The organism is Pseudoalteromonas rubra (assembly GCF_000238295.3).
GTDB lineage: Bacteria > Pseudomonadota > Gammaproteobacteria > Enterobacterales > Alteromonadaceae > Pseudoalteromonas > Pseudoalteromonas rubra.
The window spans coordinates 1,342,285-1,362,742 of sequence record NZ_AHCD03000044.1 but is presented as its reverse complement, the minus strand read 5'-3'; the positions used below and the strand labels follow the sequence as shown (position 1 = coordinate 1,362,742).

Genomic DNA, 20,458 nt, shown 5'->3' with positions numbered 1-20,458 from the left:
GCATAGAGCTCACTCTTTGTTCGCATCTTATAACTTTTGTAAGCTAATTCAAATCGTGAACAGTTTAGTTCCTTAACGCTCATTAGATAAAGCTAAGCTATCTAACGTTCGCTAGCCTACTACTGAGTCCAGCTTCTCATAGCCAAATCCGTATCGTTTGTTATGGAGAGCATTGTGCACTCGAATTATCGGTATGGTGTTTTCTTTAGCGAATTTGACAAGCCTTTTTAGTTTCACACTCTCCATTTTAGAACCAACATATATAGCTTTGATAGCTGCTAAAGAATGAAAATACTTCCCGTCTTGACATTCACCCACAATCCGTAATTCATTTTCCTGATCCCACGGGTTTTTGCATTTGGTCGTCATAGCAGTGAGAAGGCTACTATGTGTTTGGAACGTGCCTTCTATAGCATCTGCCAATACATCTTCCAAGCAGATTTCCGGCGCGTTATCCTGCTCCACATAGTTGACAGGAGCTTTATCAAAACAATCATACTTTTGATTGAGGCTATCCACCAGAGTATCCAAATGGTATTCTATGCAAAAGATACTATAAACACCGCGTAATTTTGAAAGCTCTTCATCAATTTCTTTCATTGTCAGCTGCTTAAGCCATTGCTCATAACCTCCAGGACTTCCTCTTTCCTTGTCTATATACATTTCAACGACTTCGTCGTCTGGAGATATAAATCGTAAGGGCTTTTTAGCTAATACGTTCGCATGGTACTTGAACAATAAATCCTTTGAGACTTGATGGTTCAGATAATAAGCCCCTTCAAACGGGTCGTTAAGGTCCTTAAGTTTGGAAAACCATAAATACCCTTGTACTAATGCGTCAATGTCATGGTCTTCTGTCGCTGCTCGGAACTTGAATACACTGGTCATAGCTCTCTCCAAATTAAGTTTATTCATAACTAAACTTAATTCATATATAACATATATAAATATCTATATACAAATTAGGAATATGCGTTTTTCAAATTTGATTCCGTTTACGGAATCAAATGAAAATGCCATCAAAACTGTATATATACAGCAACACTATCTATGCCAGTCATCCTTTACAAACTTAATTATGGTCATATTCTGCTCACTACAGGTGGCATGCTGCGAAACACAAAGTGCCTCAACAGGGGCCGGATCCGTTGTACTCACCTGGTGACCAGGAACACTATCTACTTTTTTCGAGGCTTTACCAGTAAGCTACGGGCTAATCATTTTGAGCATGTAAAAATGCACGATGTGACCGACGGTATCGGCGATGAAACAGGACTATCGGGTTGGATAGACCTAAAAAAGGGGCATTATATTGGCGTTTGGTGTGTACCTAGCCCTGGATGCAACGTGGTATCAACAGCAAAACAGAATTCATCCTCAATAATGTTTCTAAGGCCTGGAGCAGATACTTGGATTTATCTTTTTAAGCGGGCATATTTTTATGATGTTTGGTTTGCTTCACAAAACATTAAAGACCGATACTGGTTAGTATCGGTCTTTACTATACTGTAGGAGACCTTGCCAATAGCTCCCAATGACAGTATTGTTAGCAATTGACAACAGAGCTATGTGACGGGGACTTCTTCGAGCCCTGAGTAATACCTTTAATAACGATAGACATAATTGCTTTCGAACGAAAGGAAGAACGCCGTCAGCAAAATGGAATACAGGGCTTTACTTATAGGAAAGTGGTTAACCATTACAGAGCCAAATATGGGCAAGATAACGCAGAGAAGACTCACAGGGAATAAGCCAGACAATGGAAACACCCTATTTAACATAACGTAAATTATAGGATATTTAAGATATCGCGTTAAGTGGATACCTAATTGATAGTTAAAGGCTTTTCAGTTATTTTGTTCCTTAATATCAATGAGTAACCTAAGCTGATTAAGTCTTAAATTGGTTATTCTTGATGAGTGTGATTGCTTATGCCTGCTGCGGAATATTCGGATTTAGATAACACATCTTAGCGCAAACGTGATAACTTGAACGATGCTTTTGTACGCCAGCTCGGTGAATTGACACCAAATAAAACCGCTCTTATACGCTTTTATCTGGCGTCTTTAAAACTTTGCTTATTGCTCAACAATAATTCTAAGCATACGCCTTAACGGCTCTGCGGCACCCCATAACAACTGATCACCCACGGTGAATGCACTGATGTACTGCGGCCCCATGGTTAGCTTACGAATTCTTCCCACGGGAATGCTCAACGTGCCAGTGACTTTGACGGGGGTAAGTTCCTGCTCCGTAACCCCGCGATCATTTGGTATCACCTTAACCCACTCATTGTGCGATGCCAGAATGTCTTCGATTTTTTCAACAGGAATATCTTCGCGAAGCTTAATGGTTAGTGCCTGAGCATGACAGCGCATTGCCCCAATTCGAACGCAGATCCCATCAACAGGGATCGGCTGTTTACTTGAGCCCAAAATCTTATTTGCTTCAACCTGCGCTTTCCATTCTTCTTTACTTTGACCACTTTCCATCGGTACGTCGATCCAGGGGATCAAGCTTCCGGCAAGCGGAACGCCAAACTGATCGGTTGTCAGGCTGTCAGATTTAAGCTTTTCAGCCACCAATTTGTCTATTTCCAGTATTGCCGCACTTGGATCTTCTAATTGCGCTTTAACTGAATCATGTATGTCACCCATCTGGGCGATCAGTTCTTTCATGTTACGTGCGCCGGCTCCTGATGCAGCCTGGTAGGTCATCGGACTAACCCATTCTATTAAGTCTTGCTCGAACAAACCGCCAAGTGCAAGCAACATCAAAGAAACGGTACAGTTTCCGCCAACAAAAGTCTTAACGCCCTGCTCCAGGCCTTGCTTAATAACGTCTTTATTAACCGGATCCAGCACAATAATACTGTCAGATGACATTCTTAATGCTGATGCTGCATCTATCCAGTAGCCATTCCACTCTTTGCCTTTCAAGTCACTATATACCGACTTGGTGTAATCACCGCCCTGACAGGACAAAATAATGTCCATTTGTGACAGGCTGTTGAGATCATAGGCATCTAAGAGTGCCTTAGCCTCGCCGTTAACCTCCGGTCCAGGCTGACCGGCTTGAGATGTGGTGAAGAAATAAGGTTCAATGTCAGAAAAGTCATTTTCTTCGTGCATACGTTGCATCAATACAGAGCCGACCATTCCACGCCAACCAATTAGTCCTACTTTTTTCATGGTATTACCTTTTTTTGAATCATTGAGTACTTTGCGTGAGAGGTATGTCTAGACGTCTAAAAATAGCAAACATTATCTGAAGAAACTATACTTTTAGCGTTAAACTTGTACATTAATTATAAAAAACCCCGCATAAGCGGGGTTTGGATACAACATGTAAAGGTTGTGTCCCATACTGCCGCCTTAGCAGCAGTTTAGAACTGGGTGGTTAGCAATCAGAAACTCATTCTAATTGCCAAAATTCTGATTTTGTATGTGAGAACAAAGTATGGCTTAATTCTAACAAGGGTTCAAGAAATTTTGATTACAACGATCTGAAAAGTAAGAAAATATTTTCCCATTTTAGCAAAACCACAAATGTCACATAAGTTTAACCTTATCACCACCTTAAGCTATAGAAATTGACTTAGAGCAAATATATGTACACCACAAAAGGATCAAGCAGGCATCACTTTCATTTGTACCCTCCTTTTGGTGAGCACACACATCTGACATTCAGTTTTATGCAAAAGTAATTGCGAGTCTTCAAGGGAAAAGTTGAATAAAAAAAGCCTCCGGGACTCAACGGACCGAAGGCTTTTGGATTTCTAAAAAACTAACTTAGAATTCGTACTTGTAGCTCAGGCTTAAACTGGTGCCAGCCTCTTTCTGACGTACTATGTAGTCAGACTGAGTAACCTCTTGCTCTTCATCAAGTAAGTTCTGAACCTTGAATTTAACCTGTGAATTGAAGTCCGGGTACCAGGTATAAACAAAGTCCAGTGAGTGGAATGGCTGCTCAAACGCATCTTCGCGACCACCGATACCAGATGCCAGAATACGTTCACCGAACACATTGTAGACAAGTGAACTACTATGCTGACCATCGGCCGAATCGTAGTTAAGCTGTAAGTTAACTACATACTTGGAATGCCCCGTCATGCGCTTGGTTGGGTTTGTTAAGTTACCCGATTTAGCAGGGTCAATCTCTACTTCAGAGTCACTCAGTGTTACGTTACCCGATGTAAAGAACCCACTGACTACACCTGATAAGTCGTAAAGCCACTCGGCTTCGACACCATATACCTCACCAGTTTCACCGTTAACGAAGGTTGCTGTGTAATCCTCGTCACCTACTTGCAGCACTGTCTCAATCGGTGAGGTAATATCTTTGAAGAATGCACCTACCGAGAAGTTATCACCGTTGTCCATGTAGTATTCGAAACGTGCATCATAATTTTGCAGCTCACTGCTCTTAAGACCTGCAACACCGAATGTACGAATGTCTGTCAATGGATCGAAATACGAAACAGGTACTAATTCACGTAAGTCAGGACGAACAACTGTTTCACCGTAACCAAACCTAATTTGGTACTTTTCACCACCCAGATAAGTCATGGAAAGTGCGTTATAAAAGTCATCTTCATTGACTGTTCCCGCTAAAATCCTTTCTTCTGAGTAGATTGTACTATGGGTAATGCGATCGAAGATAAGGCTAGAAGTACCTATTGAGACCTGTTTAAAATCTTCATATCGGATACCACCACTTAGACGCCATGTGTTATCAAAAATCGCGTCGAACTCAAAGTAGCCGGCATCAATTTTCTGGGCTGCAATGTAATCGTCTGCACTAGGCGCAGTTGGTTCATTGAAGGCCAATAGAAAATCATTGCTAGAGACAAAGTCATCGTTCAAATAGGCTGTAATGTCATTGATGCCGTCTGAACCCGTGTTAACCGGGATAGAGATATTTGTCTCATTGTGTATCGCAAAACTTGATGTTGAATAAACACGCGCCCTGTCAACAAAGTCATAACCAGCTTTAAAGGTTAGCTCTATGTTTTCCAGATATAATGGCAATGTCAGGTTACCGCTGTACGACTTTACATTGTCTTCCATTTCTGTGTACGAGTAGAGGATACGGTTATCATCACCCGTTACGATGGAATCTACATACGCGCCATCATCACCATAGTTATCGATGAAATCATAATCGATATTGGTTGGGATTTTAGTTTCCGCTTTTGACTCTGTGTACTGCCAGTCAACACCGATCCCCATGTAATCCATAAATGTATGCTGGCCAACAACCTGATCGATGTCCAGAACGCGCTCTTCGTAGTTGAAGTCGTAATTACGATATGCCTGTCCTGTTGCAGCTATCGTTCTAACAGTACTGCCATTGGGGCTTTGAGAGATAGACAGTTCCGACTCGTCTTCTGTGTCTTCAAGATATATCTTAGAATACGATACGTTGTGTTGCTCGTACTTATATCCAAGGTTAAACACGCCACTCATTTTCTCAGTCTGAGTTGTTACTTTAGAGTCTTTCATCGTAACGTAACAAGAGTTAACCGCGTCTTCTTCTGTCTCTAATCTCGTCGTACAACTTTCGTCAAATGACTGATCCAATACCGCGCTCATGCGCTCTGAATACTTCCAGTCATTGTCATAAGACACAGCCGCAAGCACACCTATAGTGCCGCCCAGCCAGTCTTCGTCAAAGCTGTTACCAATACTGGCCTTTATATCGTAGTTCGGATCCAAAGACTCTTCTTGTACCCGGATGTCCCGCGGCAGCTCACGTACCAGAGACTTGTTGATCACCAAAGCTTGATCTGCAGCACTTAGCGTATCAGTGTTTTCAAACCCTTCTCTCTCAACTATACCGCGTAAAGACAGATCGCCACGATAACGTACTACGGCAGTTTGAACTGCAACAGGGATACCTTTTTCATTGCGGTTATAGGTATAGCCATCTTGCGAATTCAGGTTTTGACCAACACCCACTTCTATATTTGCTACGAATTCACTCGGTACCGATTTAGTCCGGATGTCGATGTTACCACCACCAAAAGCCGCAGGCATAGAAGGAGAATATGCTTTTTGAACAGCCAGGCTCTCTATGATGCTCGATGGGAATATGTCCAGGGGAATAACGTTGCGGGTTAGATCCGGGCTAGGTACTGCTGCACCATTTAATCGAGCACTTGAGTAACGCTCCCCGAGACCACGTACATAAATGAACTTACCATCTACAAGCGTTAGGCCAGTTACACGGCGTAGAGCAGATGCTACATCGCTGTCACCGGTGCGTGACAATTGCTCAGCGCCCAGTATGTCTGCAACAAATGCCTGATTTTTACGCTCTTCTATAACAGCCGCAGCACTACCTTGTAGACGTGAGCCGACTGCAACAACTTCTTCAATTTCCTGCGCTTCTTCAGCAAATACAGGCGCAGTCATACCAACGGACAAAGAAGCACCTACTGCCAAAGCTACTTTTCTTAATTTTATCTGCGTATTCATTTGCAATCCTGATAAAACTCGTAAAAAAGGCGCAATCAATGCGCCTAGTTCGAAATACTTATTGAGTTAAAAACAAAGTAATCTTAGAGATTAATCTTTGTCAGCTAGTTCAAGAGCTTCTTTAACCCAATTGTACCAAGCGCTTGACGTATCAGCGCTTGAAACTGCGCCTACATAGTCAACTTCTTCGAAGAAATCATCATTGAGAGATTTCAGGTCATTTGCTTCAATCGTGATGTCCGCAGAATCTGTGTTTGTAGAGAAGCCATCAGCTGCCAGTACATCGCCTTTTTTGTCAAGAATGATGCTAGCAGCGTCGTTATCCCACCAAGCAGTGTGCGTTTCACCAGGAAGATCTTTACTTCCCTCTGTGAAATTAGTCACACAAGCCAATACAGAACTGTGGAAGTTAAGTACGTTATCAACAGCGTTTTGCGCTGCGTCGCTGTCTTTAAAGTGAAGACAAGCTGTTGCATTTGTTGCATTTTCTTCTTTAACAAACAGTGTGTTGTAGTACTGACCACGAATTGCATCGTCAAAAGTTGCAGCCTGTGAAGGGTCATTATCACGGATTGACTTACCGTCAGTCGTTACAACAGTAACGTTTGCGATAGTTGGGTTAGAAGGCGTTACGTCGTTGTACTCTTCTCCCTTGTTTTTCTCACCGTCAGTTTCAAAACCATTGTTACCCATGAAGCCTTCGGTGCCAGCTTCGATAGTTTTAACAACCTTGTTTTTATCTTCATCTTCGCCGGTGTAGTTAACGTCTTTCTTGGTTTTAATAGTACCGTGCTTGATGTAGATGAACTGAGCTTTACCCTGCCAGCCCGCATCGATATCGATAGAGTCATCCTGGGTATCTGTAACTACAATGTTCTTAAGGTTCGCTGCACCACCAAAGAACTCAATACCATCATCGAAGCCCTGGTGAATATGAAGGAACTCAAAGCTAGAACCTGAACCAACACCATTCAATGTCAGAGAGTTAAGGTCATCACCTACGCCGCCTTCACGAGGACCTGAACCTGCGTAGAAAATTTTAGCGTACTTGATGTTACCGCTGCTGTCTGCGTTGTCGCTACCACCGAAGTGACTGGTGATACCTTCTGTTTTAGCGTTACACAGACCTGCTGCACGCTCTTCGTTCTTACACTGGTTAGTCAGACCTTTACCATTGATCATGATACCGCCCCAGTCCGCAAATTGCGGGCCGAAACCAGTGATATCAAATTCGTCAATGTCGTTTGCTGATGTAAACGTAATCGGTGCGTCAGCATTACCTTCGGCCATGATTTTAGCGCTACGAGCAATGCGAACAATCGCTTCACCTGAAGCAAATGCCATAGTTGCACCAGGTTTTACTGTTAGAGTAGGACCAGTCTCAGGCACTGTACAACCTGTGCTAGTGTCACAGTTTTCACCAATTAGCAGTGCGCCGGCGAATACGTGTGCGCCACCATTAGGTAATGCATCGAATGTAATGTTTTCTGTGATTTCTAATGCTTTACTTGCGAATGAAGTATCATAGTAACAATGCTTTTCGTTGCGGTAGTCACCCTGAACTTCAGTGCCAGCCACTGTGCGGCTTACACATGGGTTAGTAACACCTGGCTCTTTATCACCATCAGTGTTACCACCATTATCACCACCGGAATTATCGCCGCCTGTGTTAGTATTATTATTTGTTGTTGTGTTATTAGAATCTGTAACGCTTGTATCATTTACAGTCGGTGTTACTTCGATGTCACCGCCACAACCAGCTAGTACAAGTGCAGATGTAACAAGGCTTACTTTGAATAACCCAGTAAGTTTCATTTTATTCTCCGTTGAGTGTTTATTTGAGCTGGCGTTATCATATAAACCATATATTTCATTTGTGTGTCTGTTTATTTTCAAAAAAATGAAAGTATCTATTTAGGGTAAGATCTTTTATTTTTCAGGCATAAAAAAACCGCCCGAAGGCGGCTTTGGTGTTGCGATTATAAAATCATAAAAGAGCTTGCTTTAACGTTTCAGCGTGAATTTTTTCTCGCTTAACGTATTTTATCCATTGCTTGGCAAGGTTAGCCGACTTCTTGTGTTTTTCTGCCTGCTCAAATGCGAGTATAGAGGCGTCAAAGTTTTTCAAGTTATACTGTGCCATTCCCAGTGCAACATACGCATTTGATTCAAAGGTCAGATCCCCTTTATCCAGTGCGCTACGGGCTGCATCTGCGGCCTCATCAAACTTTTCCAGGTTGATATACACTTCGGCTATGCGCTGTAGGTAGTTACCATGGCTAACATCTTTGTCTGCCTTAACAAAATAGTCTATCGATTTACTCTCATCTTTTGACTGTACATAAGCCTCAGCTATAAAAGCGTAATTTTTGGCATTGCCTTCAACCACGCCTTTTTTAATACCTTCATCCAAGGCTACCGCGGCTTTGTATGGTAAACCGTTAAACAGATAAACCTGGGCGAGCTGAATAATGTCACTGCGTTTTTGAATAAAGCCTCTCTGCTTAGCCGTTTCCAGCAAAGCCAATTGCTTTTTCTCTTCGCCTAACTCACCAAACATACCCGCCAACTGGACCCAGTATTCAGGCTTATCAAACAGCTTAACCATTTTTTCGAGTACATCAGCGACCTTCTGCGGCTGACTTAATGAGTAATATAATGCCCTTTGTAAAACTAACCAGTTTTCCTTAGGTACATTTCCCTCACTCTCTGTTAACGATACAGCTATATTGATATTTTCTACCGCTGATTGATAATTTTTATCCTGGTATAAAGCCTGTGCTTTTAATACGTAGTAATTACTTTTAATTGGTTGAGTATTTATTTTCTTCCATCTGTCTAAATAATCAACCGTTGCCTTGTAATCACCATTTGCCATCGCCAGCTGTGCCAGACTGAAGGTTGTCGATAATCTCAATGATTCTGGGATCGCTTCCTCAGCGACAACCAACTCAAAAGAAGCGATGGCTTTATCAAGCTGGTTTTCGTTGTAGTAGATGAACCCATAGAAATTGTGCATCATGGCAATTTCGTAAGAGTTCATACTACCTGAGCGTTCCTTAATGGAGTCGAGCACCTCAAGGCCAGCTTTGACATCACCGTCATCAGCCAGTTTTTGTGCACGTGCTAGCTGGCTGTAAACCTTTTCGCGCAGTGCAGGAACTCGCTTGGTTTTAGTTTCTGCATGAGCAACAGCCAGGTCTACCCCGGGTAACACCGAGACCAGGCTTGGCGCCACCAGACCGGCACAACTCAGTGCACTTACCAACAGGGCTTTTTTAAATAGTTTCATAATCGCACCTTTGTCTGTTAGCCGTTGATCTGGAATGAGATCTTGTTCTGAACTCCGGCTACTTCCACCGCTTCACCGTTCACAACACGAGGCTTGTACTTAAATTTCAACGCTGCATCCATTGCGGCACGTTCAAAAATGTTCTCGGGCTCAGCTTTAACGACGACCGGATCTCTCACTGTGCCTTGTTTGGTTACGATAAACTCAACGATGACATAGCCTTCAATTCCGCGAGAAAGTGCACGTCTTGGATAGACAGGTGCCACTTTAACGATTGGCAGATATTCACCATCGCTGGATTCAAGCGCCAAGCCTCCTGCGAGGTCTACATCGGCTGCCACATCTGCGCTGAAATTGAAGTCCGCACCAGCTGCATCGAGATTATTACTTTGCATCTGCGGTGCATCCATTGGCGGAGGCGGCTCTTTTGGTGTTGGCGGCTTTTGTGGTTTGCGTTCTTTTTTCTGAACTGTTTCTTCTTTTTTCAAGCGTACAAAGTCTAGAACGTTGCCTTTTACCGGCTCGTCCATCTTGCCTTCACCGCCTGTGATCAGTGCTTGCATACCGAGAAACAAGAAAAAAGTCACAATACCTGCAATAACGAGTGCTAGTAAGTAACGCATTTTCTAATCCTATGATTCCTGTGCAGCAATTGAGACATCAAACGCGCCTGCGGCACGAGATGCATCCATTACCTTGATTAAGGTGTCAGTCGTTGCTTTTTTATCTGCCTGAATAACAACGCTTCCCTGAGGATTTTCCGCTTTAAGACGTTCAATATTTGCCTGTACAGCACGAATATCAACCTGGCGTTTGTTAATCCAAATTTCACCTTTGTCAGAAATCGCGACCAGGATATTGGCACGCTGCTTTTTGACTGCTGTTGCAGCTTCCGGGCGGTTCACATCGATACCGGCTTCTTTAACGAACGACGCCGTTACGATGAAGAAGATAAGCATGATAAATACAACGTCCAGCATCGGGGTCATGTTAATTTCTTCGGCTTCTTCTTCCTGAAAAACCTTAGCTAATGGAGCTCTCATTATGTTTCCTCAAATCTTTTCTAGTGATCAAGCAACAGCTTGTCTTCTAACAGTTCTACTTCGCGCTTAGCCTTACGTTGTAAGAAAGTCGAGGCAAATACCCCGGAAAGCGCGCCAACCATTCCCGCCATTGTTGGGATAGTGGCTTTAGACACACCGGCTGCCATCGAACGCGCACTGCCGGAACCTGTGATTGCCATTACATTAAATACTTCAATCATACCGGTGACCGTACCTAGCAGACCTAATAGCGGACATAAGGCAACCATCACGTTGATGTAAGGCAGATTACTGTTAAGCTGAATACCGGCTCGTGAGATCATGGCCTGGCGTATCTGCTCTGCATTCCAGCTGTTTCTCTCCTCTCGGCTGCTCCAGCTATTCAGCAGATCTTTGCGATAAGTTCTGAATTTGCCGAAAACAAACATGAAACGTTCGAGGATCAACAGCCACATCAGAAAAGTGACCAGTCCGATGACCAGGAGAACCTGGCCACCTGTATCTAGGAACTCACGTAGCGCATTAATTGCATCTACTAAAAGAACCACAATTACGCTCCTTTCTCGCTACGTTCAGCGATGATTCCAGCGCTTTGCTCTTGCAAGATAAGCAGCAGATTACGAGAGCGTGTGTTAAGCAGGGTATAAAGGAATACGGTTGGGATAGCCACTACCAGACCCAGTACCGTTGTTACCAACGCCGTAGAGATACCACCTGCCATTAGTTTCGGGTCACCTGTACCGAACAGTGTGATTGCCTGGAAGGTGTTAATCATACCGGTTACGGTACCTAACAGGCCCAACAGTGGCGCGACTACCGAGATGATTTTAATCAGTGTCAGGTTACGGGTAATTTTTGGCATTTCTCGCAAAATTGCTTCGCTTAATTTCAGTTCAAGTGTGTCGTATGCAACATCAGGGTATTGCTCTTTAACTTTCATCACACGACCCAGCGGGTTGTCTTCACGAGCAACAGAGTCTTTCAGCTGGCGATTGATCTTAGCACCCATAATCATCAGTGATACGAAACGCTCTAGCGCAATCAATAATGCCAGCAGACCAACACCAAGGATGACATAACCTACTGCACCACCTTGCTCAACCTGCTCTTTGGTGTTTGGCGCCTGAACCAACAGACCCAGGATTGAGCCACCAGTCGGGTCAAGGGCAAAATCAACAATGCCAGATTGTGCACTCTGAAGCTCAGCAGCGCTTTGTGTGAAACGAGCCGTTGGCTGACGCGTTAGTTCAGACAATGTGTTAGTTTCAGGGTTATAAGACAGGTATTTACCGTCTGCAATCAGGTTGAATGCACCAACACGCAGTACTTCTTTTTGCGTTTTAGTACCACCAGCAACAATAACATCTGAGGTATAACGAGATACTTTACCCTGCTCCGTCATTTCACGCTGCAGCTCTACCCACACCTTTTCAATATCTTCAATTGAAGCAAGCTTTGTGCTTGAGCCCATACGTTTGGCCATATCGTCCATAAAGGCGCTACGGTTAGGAATTTCTGCAGAAACAACTGAAGTCCGGAACTTGTTGCTTGAATCGCCAGCAACCTGCTGCAGAACACCAAACAACTCTTTTAGTGAACCCATGCGCTTTGAAAGCGTATCGCTGAGGTTGCCTAGTTTAATTTCGTTTTCTTCAAACTGAGTTTCGAGACGCTCTGAACGATTTAGCTCACCATCGCGGTTAGACGTTAACTCGCGAAGCATTCTTACCTGTTCACTCTGCTGTGCTTTGAACTGAGCTTCACGCTGGGCGTTTTGTGCATTTTGTGCACTCTGGCCTTGCTCAAGTTGCTTCAACAGCGTATCCAGGTCCATTGCCTGCTCAGCTGCAAATGCGGAGCTCGACAGCGCCAGTGTCGCTGCCATAACGGTTTTTAGGCTGAAAGATTTAAAAAAGTTCATCATATACCTCTTATTCTGCAGCCTGAATTGGCAGAGTTAACATATCCGGGGCAAGTTGCTTACGTGCAATGCGGATACCTTTGTTGATTTGACTGATATTGGTGTCTGGCAGTGCTGTGAATGACTTGCTGTCTTTGTTCCAGCTACCAGCTTTGCTGCCGTCTTTCGTTACATAAAGAAGTTCAAGACGTCCGATGCGCAGCATATCAACTTCGCGTTCCTGACCATCAACAGTTAACAGAGCTGAATACGCTTCAATCGTGCGACCGTATTCAACTTCTACCTGATAGGCTTCTAAAACACGACGAAACTTTTCACTGGAAGAAACGTCTGCGCGATCCATCATTGCCTGTAGCTTAGCAATACGCTCTGCACGCTCTTCTTTCAAAAACGGCACATCCAAAGAAACGAATTGATCAAGACCTGTGATCATGCGCATCATCAGAGGGGTGATTTGACGCTCGATCACGGATACCTGATCCATTGACTCATTGATAGCAGCCATTTCTTCTAATTGATTTTTTATCTGCTTATCGAGTTGGCCGTTATACACTACCAGGCCATCGATCTCTTTATTCAGCGTTCTGAATTTTTGTAATCTTGACTGCATATCGTCTGCAATCGAGTTGATTTTATTTTGAGACTGTAGAGCGGACTGATTGATTGCCGAACTTGAGTCAATGACTTTGTTCAGATCATTTGCCTGAGCATTAGCCGCAACAGCGACCATACCTGCTAATAGCAAGTGGTTAACGCACTTCATCGCATACACCTTTTAATATTTGCTTGTTGCTATATTGGAATTGCGTGCAGTCTAATGTGCCTAAATGACACCCATGTTGCGCTAACAATACAGTTAGGTTACAGCTGTCATATATAATTCATGGAGGGAATTGTTTATTTTGATGCAATAAATAAAAAAGGCTGCAATCATGCAGCCTTTAAAAGGATTATACTTTAAATTTGGCGAGCATATTTTCGAGTTCATCAAATTGCAATTTTAGCGTCTGGCATTCTTGCAATGTTTTTGTCAGGCTGTCGCTGCCCTCAACACATAAATCACTTATCCCGTGAATGTCACTGTCAAGGGACTGGATCACTGCATTCTGCTCTTGTGTTGCGCTCGCAACGGCATGATTCACACCATCAATAGAGTCAATAGCGTGAGTAACTTCCTGCATCTTAGTTCCAGCAGACTGGGCCTGTTCTGCACTGTTACTGGAATCATCAATACTTGATTTCATCACGGCAACGGCCGATGCTGAGCCCTGTTGCAGCTCACCAATGGTATTTTCAATTTCCTGTGTCGACTCCTGAGTGCGCTGTGCAAGCTGTCTGACTTCGTCTGCAACCACGGCAAAGCCCCGACCGGCCTCACCCGCACGTGCCGCTTCTATCGCTGCATTGAGTGCCAGCAGGTTAGTTTGCTCACTAACCCCTTTGATGACTTCTAACACCTGACCTATGCTTGCGGTCAGTTTATCCAGACCATCAATTGTTGATTGTGCTTTTTGCATTTTAGCGCTGAGAGAACCAATTTCTTCAATATTGGCATTTAATGCAACCTGCCCCTGACTCGACAGGCTGTTTGCTTCAGTGGCAAGTTCAGACGCATGCTTGGCATTATTAGAAATCTCAACCGCACTGGATGACAATTGGTTAATTGCAGTAGCGACACTGTCGGTACGCTTGGTTTGCTCAGTATAAATGTCCAGGGCACCCTGAGTTTGGGACTGTAACCCAGCCATAACCTGTTCAAGCGCCAGTGTGGTTTCTTTGACCTTAGAGATACTCTCGTGAATTTTGTCTACAAACAAATTGAAATAATTCGATAGTTCACCAAATTCATCGTTGTTTTCTACATCCAGCCGACGTGTCAGGTCACCTTCACCCTGGGCTATGTCTTTAATTGCCTCATTCAGGTGAACCATAGGTCGCATCAGATATTTGAGCAGCAGTTGTAACATCACTACTATGACCACTACGCCCACCAGCATATAGATTAGTGCCATATTGCGAAATGAAGCGACGGAGCTGTAGGCAATCTCTTTGTCTATCACTACGCCTAAATACCAATCTACGTTTTTGATGCCGCGCATTGCGACAAAAGAAACCAGCTTTTCTTTTCCATCGATTTCTAACTCTGCGAATGTTTCAGTGAGCGGTAATTTGGTGCCGAATAAATCAACCATTGGTTTGTCATTCAGCTGGGTGTCCGGGTGGCTCAGGATCCGCCCTTCGGCGTCTAGCAAAAAGCCATATCCATAACCAAGAAAATCTATTTCATTGACGATATCAGTAATGGTGGCCATATCTATGTCGCCGCCGGCAACACCAGAGAAGCGACCATTGTTCATAATAGGCACCACTGCCGTAATGGTCAGCTCATTACTGGTTACATCTATATAAGGGGTCGTAAATGCGGTGTCTCTTTTACGCTCTGCGAGTTTATACCAGGGCCTTTGGGTGGCATCAAAATCACTTGGTAACACGACCGTCGTGTCGTTCAGGACGAACTGGCCGTCTGGTGTACCAATGAAGGTATTTTTGAAGTGCCCGGCTTCATGCGCGGTTTGTACCCGGCGCAATATATCTGCGGTTGCATCATCACGACGATGACCGCTGGCAACAGAACTGACAATATCCAGTCTGTCGTTCAACCAGTTTGCAATGTTTTGCGACACGGACTCGGAGATTTCCTGCAATACCAGGGTCAGCTGAGCCTGCGTTTGTGAGCGCATCAGAATAAAGTTGTTCACGGTAAAAAGGGAGAGCACGATCACCAGCACCAATGAAGCGGCCAGTGTTATTTTAGTTGTAAATTTAAGCGCACTAAACATGGGGATCCTGTCTTAATTCTGCTAATACAAATTTGTTTTACCAAATCTTAACGAGTTTGTCTTACCTTATCGGCGAAACTTTTGCTGCCTTAAGTCAATTATACACTTGTTTTCACGATTTATTTTTCAATTGAATGGTTATTAGACAAGTGTCAACGTCAGGAACGAAAAAAGGTGAGATATTTCTCACCTTTGTAGGACACACAATAATTATCAAAAAATGCTAAAGCTGTGATTGATAAGCCTGCCAGCTAAGCGACAAATCGATCCCTGAATGCTCAGAGAAAGTCTGCCAGCTCCACTTTTTGTCATCATTTGGGTCTAGCTGTCCATTCAGGTCAACCAGCAGATGAGGATAGCCGGTTGCTTCAAGCCAGTGAATAAAAAACGCGGTGGTTTTGTATCCTGAGTCGAAGTTACCGCCGGGCTTACGAAAGCCCGGATCAACGTACCCTGCTTTCATACGCACCACATCCGCAATCCCTTCTATCACAAGGCCTATCTCTTTGTAATTATTATCATCAAATTGATAAGCATGGGCTATTTCATGGTACAACACACCAATCAATTCATCATACAATGCTTGCTGCGACTTGCCTTCGGCAAATTTCGCGAGGTATTGAGCGCTGATGTGTATTTTCGCACCATTAAAATCCCCCTCTTTGTACGCAACCCCTTTCATGTCTTCCAGAATGATTTCAATTTCAGGCAGCTGAGGGGCCACAGACATATCCTTATAGAGCAGCCTTGCTACATTATATGAAATCTGCCTTACCAGCCTGATATCAACATACTGCCAAACCCCAGGGCTTGATTTGCTGAAGTTTCTGATTGTCACATTTGGCAACACAAACTGCTGCCATGCGATATCAGCATCAAAAGCAAGCGGCTTTAGCTGAGTGTTTATCTCAGCAGCAGAGAGTGACGCCGACATGAATAGTGCACAGGCTACCTGACATACCCTAAACGCTTTCATTATTTATACTCTGACATAGAAGGCGGTCTGGCTGTAACAGTCTTGCCCCATTGTTTATTTGGTTTGTCGCCCATCACATATTTCAGCTCTCCGCCAGTCATGATGTCGTCATGAGTCAGGTAACTGCGTTGCAGCGCCTTGCCATTTAGGGTGACTGACTGAATGTACTTGTTGGTATCGCTCAAACCCACTGCTGTAGTTGTGAATCGTTTACCGTTTGCCAGCTTCAGAGTGACCTTAGGGGTCTGAGGCGCACCAATCGCGTAAGCCAGATCGCCTGGTGCTACAGGATAAAAACCCATTGCAGAGAAAATATACCAGGCAGACATTTGGCCAACGTCGTCATTACCAGCAAGTCCGTCAGGCTTGTCTGAACTCAATGTATCCATAATCTGACGGATACGCTCCTGAGTTTTCCATGGCTTGCCCGCATAGTTATATAAATAAGCGATGTGATGGCTAGGCTCATTGCCGTGCGCATAATTCCCGATAAGGCCCGCAATGTCCTCGTGCTCTTTTATCATGTCATGTGACAGCGGCGTATCGAACAACTCATCCAGTCGTTGAGTGAATGCTTCATCTCCACCCATTAACTCAATAAGGCCAGCGACGTCCTGCGGCACGTAAAAGCTGTACTGCATTGCGTTACCCTCCGTGAAAGGTCCCATGTACTTAGCTTTAAACGCATTGAATTCAGGATCCCAGCGGCCCTGGCTATCACGACCGCGCATAAAGCCGCTTTGTGGGTCAAACACATTCTTGTAGCTCATTGCCCGGGCATAGTAGTGTTTAGCCTGCTCGCTTTTACCCATTGCCTCGAACATTCTGGCAATAGCAAAGTCGTCATAGGCATATTCCAGCGTAATCGAAACAGATTCGGGTAATACATCCATAGGAACATAACCGTACTTTTTATATTCCGGGATTGCATCGTAAACCGGGTTATTTGCGGTGTTAATGATGGCCTCTACTGCCAAATCAACATCATAATCGCGGATCCCCTTAAGGTAAGCATCAGCAATAACAGACACTGCGTGATAACCAATCATGGTCCAGGTTTCGTGAGCGTGGAATGACCAGATAGGCAACATTTTTTCGTAGCTTTGCTGATAGTGCACCAGCATTGACTGGATCATACCCGAGACTCTGTCTGGGTCTATATAGGTCAACAGCGGATGAAGCGCGCGATAAGTATCCCACAGCGAATAAAGCGTGTAATGTTCGAAATCCTTGCCATCATGGATTTCGCCATCGACACCGCGATATTGCCCGTTGACGTCCTGATAGAGGCTGGGTGCCTGTAATGCGTGGTAAAGTGCGGTGTAAAATTGACGCTTTTCTGAGCGCGTGCCTTCAACGTCGACTTTATCTAAATAAGATGCCCATTGCGCACTGGCGGCTTTGCGAACTTTGTTGAAGTCCCAGTGCGGGATCTCCGCCGTCAGGTTTACTAGTGCATTACTGCGACTGACAGCAGATAACGCCACTTTGATTTGCAGCGGTTTGCTCTCTACATTGTCAAAACTGGCTACGAATTTAACCGCTTTGCCCGCAGTCATTTTGACAGCTTTGTTTTCAATCGTTGAGTGCTTTTCCTTACCGAGACAATCCATACAACGATAACGCATGTTATCTTCATTGATGAAACGGTAGCTATCTATTGGCTGAGAAAATTCAATGGCAAAGTACATCTGGCGATTACGCGCCCACCCGTTAGTTGCCCGATAAGCAACCAAAGTGGTGTCATTGATCTTGCGAATATCACTCCAAATCACTTTATTTTCAAAATTATAAATTGCGCTGGTCAGGTCAAACAGAACATGGCCTTCGCCGCCATTTTTAAACGTGTACTGGTGCATACCAACGCGGGGGCTGGCCGTTAACTCTGCCTTAATATTATAATCTTGCAGTTCTACCCCATAATAACCGGCTTCTGCCCATTCCTGATCATGTGAAAACCGCGAACGATAGCCCGCATCGGGATTTTCTGCGGTCCCGGGATCAGTTTTAACCTCACCACTGATAGGCATAACCAGCAAATCCCCAAGATCCGAGTGGCCTGTGCCGGAAAAGTGTGTATGAGAAAAGCCAACTATGGTGGTGTCATCATAATGGTAACCTGCGCAACGCTTGTAAATTTCCGGCTGCGGTGATACACCACGCATTGGGTTATCCGTGTCCGGGCTGAGCTGGACCATACCAAAGGGGACAACCGCACCTGGAAACGTATGACCGTCTCCGCCGGTGCCTATAAATGGGTCTACCCACTGAGTATTTGACGCTTTTGCCATTCCCAGTGATGAGACAGATATCAAAGTAGCCATAGTCGCTACTGATACGATGCGATACATGCACCTCTCCTTAATACCTAATTGTTATTATTTGGACCGTTCCAATTAACACTATCTTACACCGCAAATGAATACGTATTCAATAGAAACAGGATAAGAAATAAATGCAAAGATAAAAAGTGAGAAGTTAAAAATGATGTGTTGGAAAGGTGAAAAGCCGGCACTGAGGCCGGCTTCAAAATGTGATTATTAGCTATCGACTTTCTGCTGCCACTGTTTGTACAGAGACACCACGTTCAGGCCATACCATGCAATAAATACGTAACATACCATAGGGACAACAAAGCTGATCTGTATGCCAGCGCTGTCTGCAACCAAGCCCTGAGCCAGAGGAATCAGCGCGCCGCCTACAATCGCCAGACACAACCAACCTGAACCTTTGCTGGTTAGTGACCCGAGTCCTTCGATGGCAATAGAGAAAATCGTCGGGAACATGATTGAGTTGAACAAACCCACCGCAAGTACTGCAAACATAGCCAGTTTACCATCGGTTGACATAGTGAGCAGCAACAGCGCAATTATTGCAATGGCGTTAAACATCAATGCTTTAGAAGGAGAAATTTTTTGCAACGCGGCAGAGCCAATAAAGCGGCCAACCATAGCGCCACCCCAATAGTAAGATATATATTTTGCTGCGGTATGCTCTTCCATGCCAGCTATCGAAGGCTCGGCAAAATAATTAACCAGGAAACTGCCAATCGCAACTTCTGCACCAACATAACAAAATATTGCAGCCACGCCCATAACCAGATGTGGGGCTTCTGTCAGCTTGTGACCGCGTGCCTTACAATCACCCTCTTCTGTGTGTGCTTCGATTGTTGGCAATTTAAGAAATGCAAATACAGCGGCTATCAACAACAAGGCGCCTGCAAGTATCAAATAAGGGACTTTAACAGAGTCAGCACTTGCATCTGTCGCCATGCTAGCGCCTGCGCCAAACAACAGCATACCACCGACAGCCGGACCGACCGTAGTTCCCAGCGAATTCAGCGCCTGTGCTAAGTTCAATCGACTGGACGCTGTTTTTTCCGGACCTAGTGCTGCAACATACGGATTAGCAGACACCTGTAAAACCGTAATACCTGATGCCAAAACAAACAATGCTGTCAGGAATAACCAGTATTCATGTACGACAACCGCTGGATAAAATAAGAGACAGCCAGCCGCTGCAACAACAAGGCCGGTTAATACACCATTTTTGTAGCCATACCGTTTTAGGAAAGCACCAGCAGGTAAAGAGACGATAAAATAGGCACTAAAGAAGCAAAACTGAACCAGCATGGCTTCGGTGTAACTCAGGTCAAACACCGCTTTAAGACGCGGGATCAGTACATCGTTAAGTACCGTTATGAATCCCCATAGAAAAAACAAGGTGGTCATTGCCGTCAGTGGTAACAAATAGTTGTTGTTCTTTGCATCTCCACTGGCAACATAACTTTGGTTAGTGTTGATTTCGCTCACTTGGAATACTCCGTGTTATAGGATTCAGTGATTCTACACACTGTTACAGAAAAATCACAAATGTTTTATTGGACCGTTCCAATTTATTTTTGTTG

General features: G+C 44.3%; 14 protein-coding genes. All 14 read right to left on the bottom strand.

Annotated features, from left to right (window positions below; all coding sequences use genetic code 11):
• Window positions 1-111 precede the first annotated feature (111 nt).
• The 14 genes from PRUB_RS26285 to PRUB_RS26220 all read right to left on the bottom strand — a co-directional run bounded on the left by PRUB_RS26285 (window position 112) and on the right by PRUB_RS26220 (window position 20,363).
• Window positions 112-915, bottom strand: a complete 804-nt coding sequence (locus PRUB_RS26285) for a hypothetical protein (protein WP_010381319.1) — start codon at window positions 913-915, stop codon at window positions 112-114.
• Between the two features lie 1,163 nt (window positions 916-2,078).
• The gene (gene asd, locus PRUB_RS26280; RefSeq protein ID WP_010381313.1) at window positions 2,079-3,191 is read right to left on the bottom strand and encodes an aspartate-semialdehyde dehydrogenase; all 1,113 of its coding nucleotides are present in this window, start codon (window positions 3,189-3,191) and stop codon (window positions 2,079-2,081) included.
• Between the two features lie 600 nt (window positions 3,192-3,791).
• The gene (locus tag PRUB_RS26275) at window positions 3,792-6,479 is read right to left on the bottom strand and encodes a TonB-dependent receptor plug domain-containing protein (RefSeq protein ID WP_010381311.1); all 2,688 of its coding nucleotides are present in this window, start codon (window positions 6,477-6,479) and stop codon (window positions 3,792-3,794) included.
• Between the two features lie 90 nt (window positions 6,480-6,569).
• A complete protein-coding gene (locus PRUB_RS26270) occupies window positions 6,570-8,294 on the bottom strand; it encodes a hypothetical protein (RefSeq protein ID WP_010381308.1) in 1,725 nt (574 codons plus the stop codon).
• Between the two features lie 172 nt (window positions 8,295-8,466).
• Window positions 8,467-9,771 (bottom strand): tetratricopeptide repeat protein, encoded by a 1,305-nt coding sequence (locus PRUB_RS26265; RefSeq protein ID WP_010381306.1) that lies wholly within the window; start codon window positions 9,769-9,771, stop codon window positions 8,467-8,469.
• A gap of 17 nt (window positions 9,772-9,788) precedes the next feature.
• On the bottom strand, window positions 9,789-10,394 hold the full coding sequence (locus tag PRUB_RS26260; RefSeq protein WP_010381305.1) for an energy transducer TonB: 606 nt from the start codon (window positions 10,392-10,394) through the stop codon (window positions 9,789-9,791).
• A gap of 9 nt (window positions 10,395-10,403) precedes the next feature.
• Window positions 10,404-10,814, bottom strand: coding sequence for an ExbD/TolR family protein (locus PRUB_RS26255; RefSeq protein WP_010381303.1), 411 nt, complete (start codon window positions 10,812-10,814; stop codon window positions 10,404-10,406).
• 20 nt (window positions 10,815-10,834) lie between these two features.
• Window positions 10,835-11,362 carry a MotA/TolQ/ExbB proton channel family protein gene (locus PRUB_RS26250; RefSeq protein ID WP_010381299.1) on the bottom strand — a complete coding sequence of 176 codons (528 nt, stop codon included), beginning with the start codon at window positions 11,360-11,362 and terminating at the stop codon, window positions 10,835-10,837.
• Window positions 11,363-11,364: 2 nt separating this feature from the next.
• A complete protein-coding gene (locus tag PRUB_RS26245) occupies window positions 11,365-12,699 on the bottom strand; it encodes a MotA/TolQ/ExbB proton channel family protein (protein WP_416365160.1) in 1,335 nt (444 codons plus the stop codon).
• A 46-nt stretch (window positions 12,700-12,745) separates the two neighbouring features.
• Window positions 12,746-13,498 (bottom strand): DUF3450 domain-containing protein, encoded by a 753-nt coding sequence (locus PRUB_RS26240; RefSeq protein WP_010381292.1) that lies wholly within the window; start codon window positions 13,496-13,498, stop codon window positions 12,746-12,748.
• Window positions 13,499-13,685: 187 nt separating this feature from the next.
• Window positions 13,686-15,575, bottom strand: a complete 1,890-nt coding sequence (locus tag PRUB_RS26235; protein WP_010381290.1) for a methyl-accepting chemotaxis protein — start codon at window positions 15,573-15,575, stop codon at window positions 13,686-13,688.
• Window positions 15,576-15,798: 223 nt separating this feature from the next.
• A complete protein-coding gene (locus PRUB_RS26230; protein WP_010381289.1) occupies window positions 15,799-16,551 on the bottom strand; it encodes a basic secretory protein-like protein in 753 nt (250 codons plus the stop codon).
• Window positions 16,551-18,902, bottom strand: a complete 2,352-nt coding sequence (locus tag PRUB_RS26225; RefSeq protein ID WP_010381288.1) for a GH92 family glycosyl hydrolase — start codon at window positions 18,900-18,902, stop codon at window positions 16,551-16,553. Before PRUB_RS26225 ends, PRUB_RS26230 begins: the two co-directional genes overlap by 1 nt.
• Before the next feature lie 189 nt (window positions 18,903-19,091).
• Entirely contained in the window at window positions 19,092-20,363 is a 1,272-nt protein-coding gene (locus PRUB_RS26220; protein WP_010381287.1) for a sugar MFS transporter, read from the bottom strand.
• Between the last annotated feature and the right edge of the window lie 95 nt (window positions 20,364-20,458).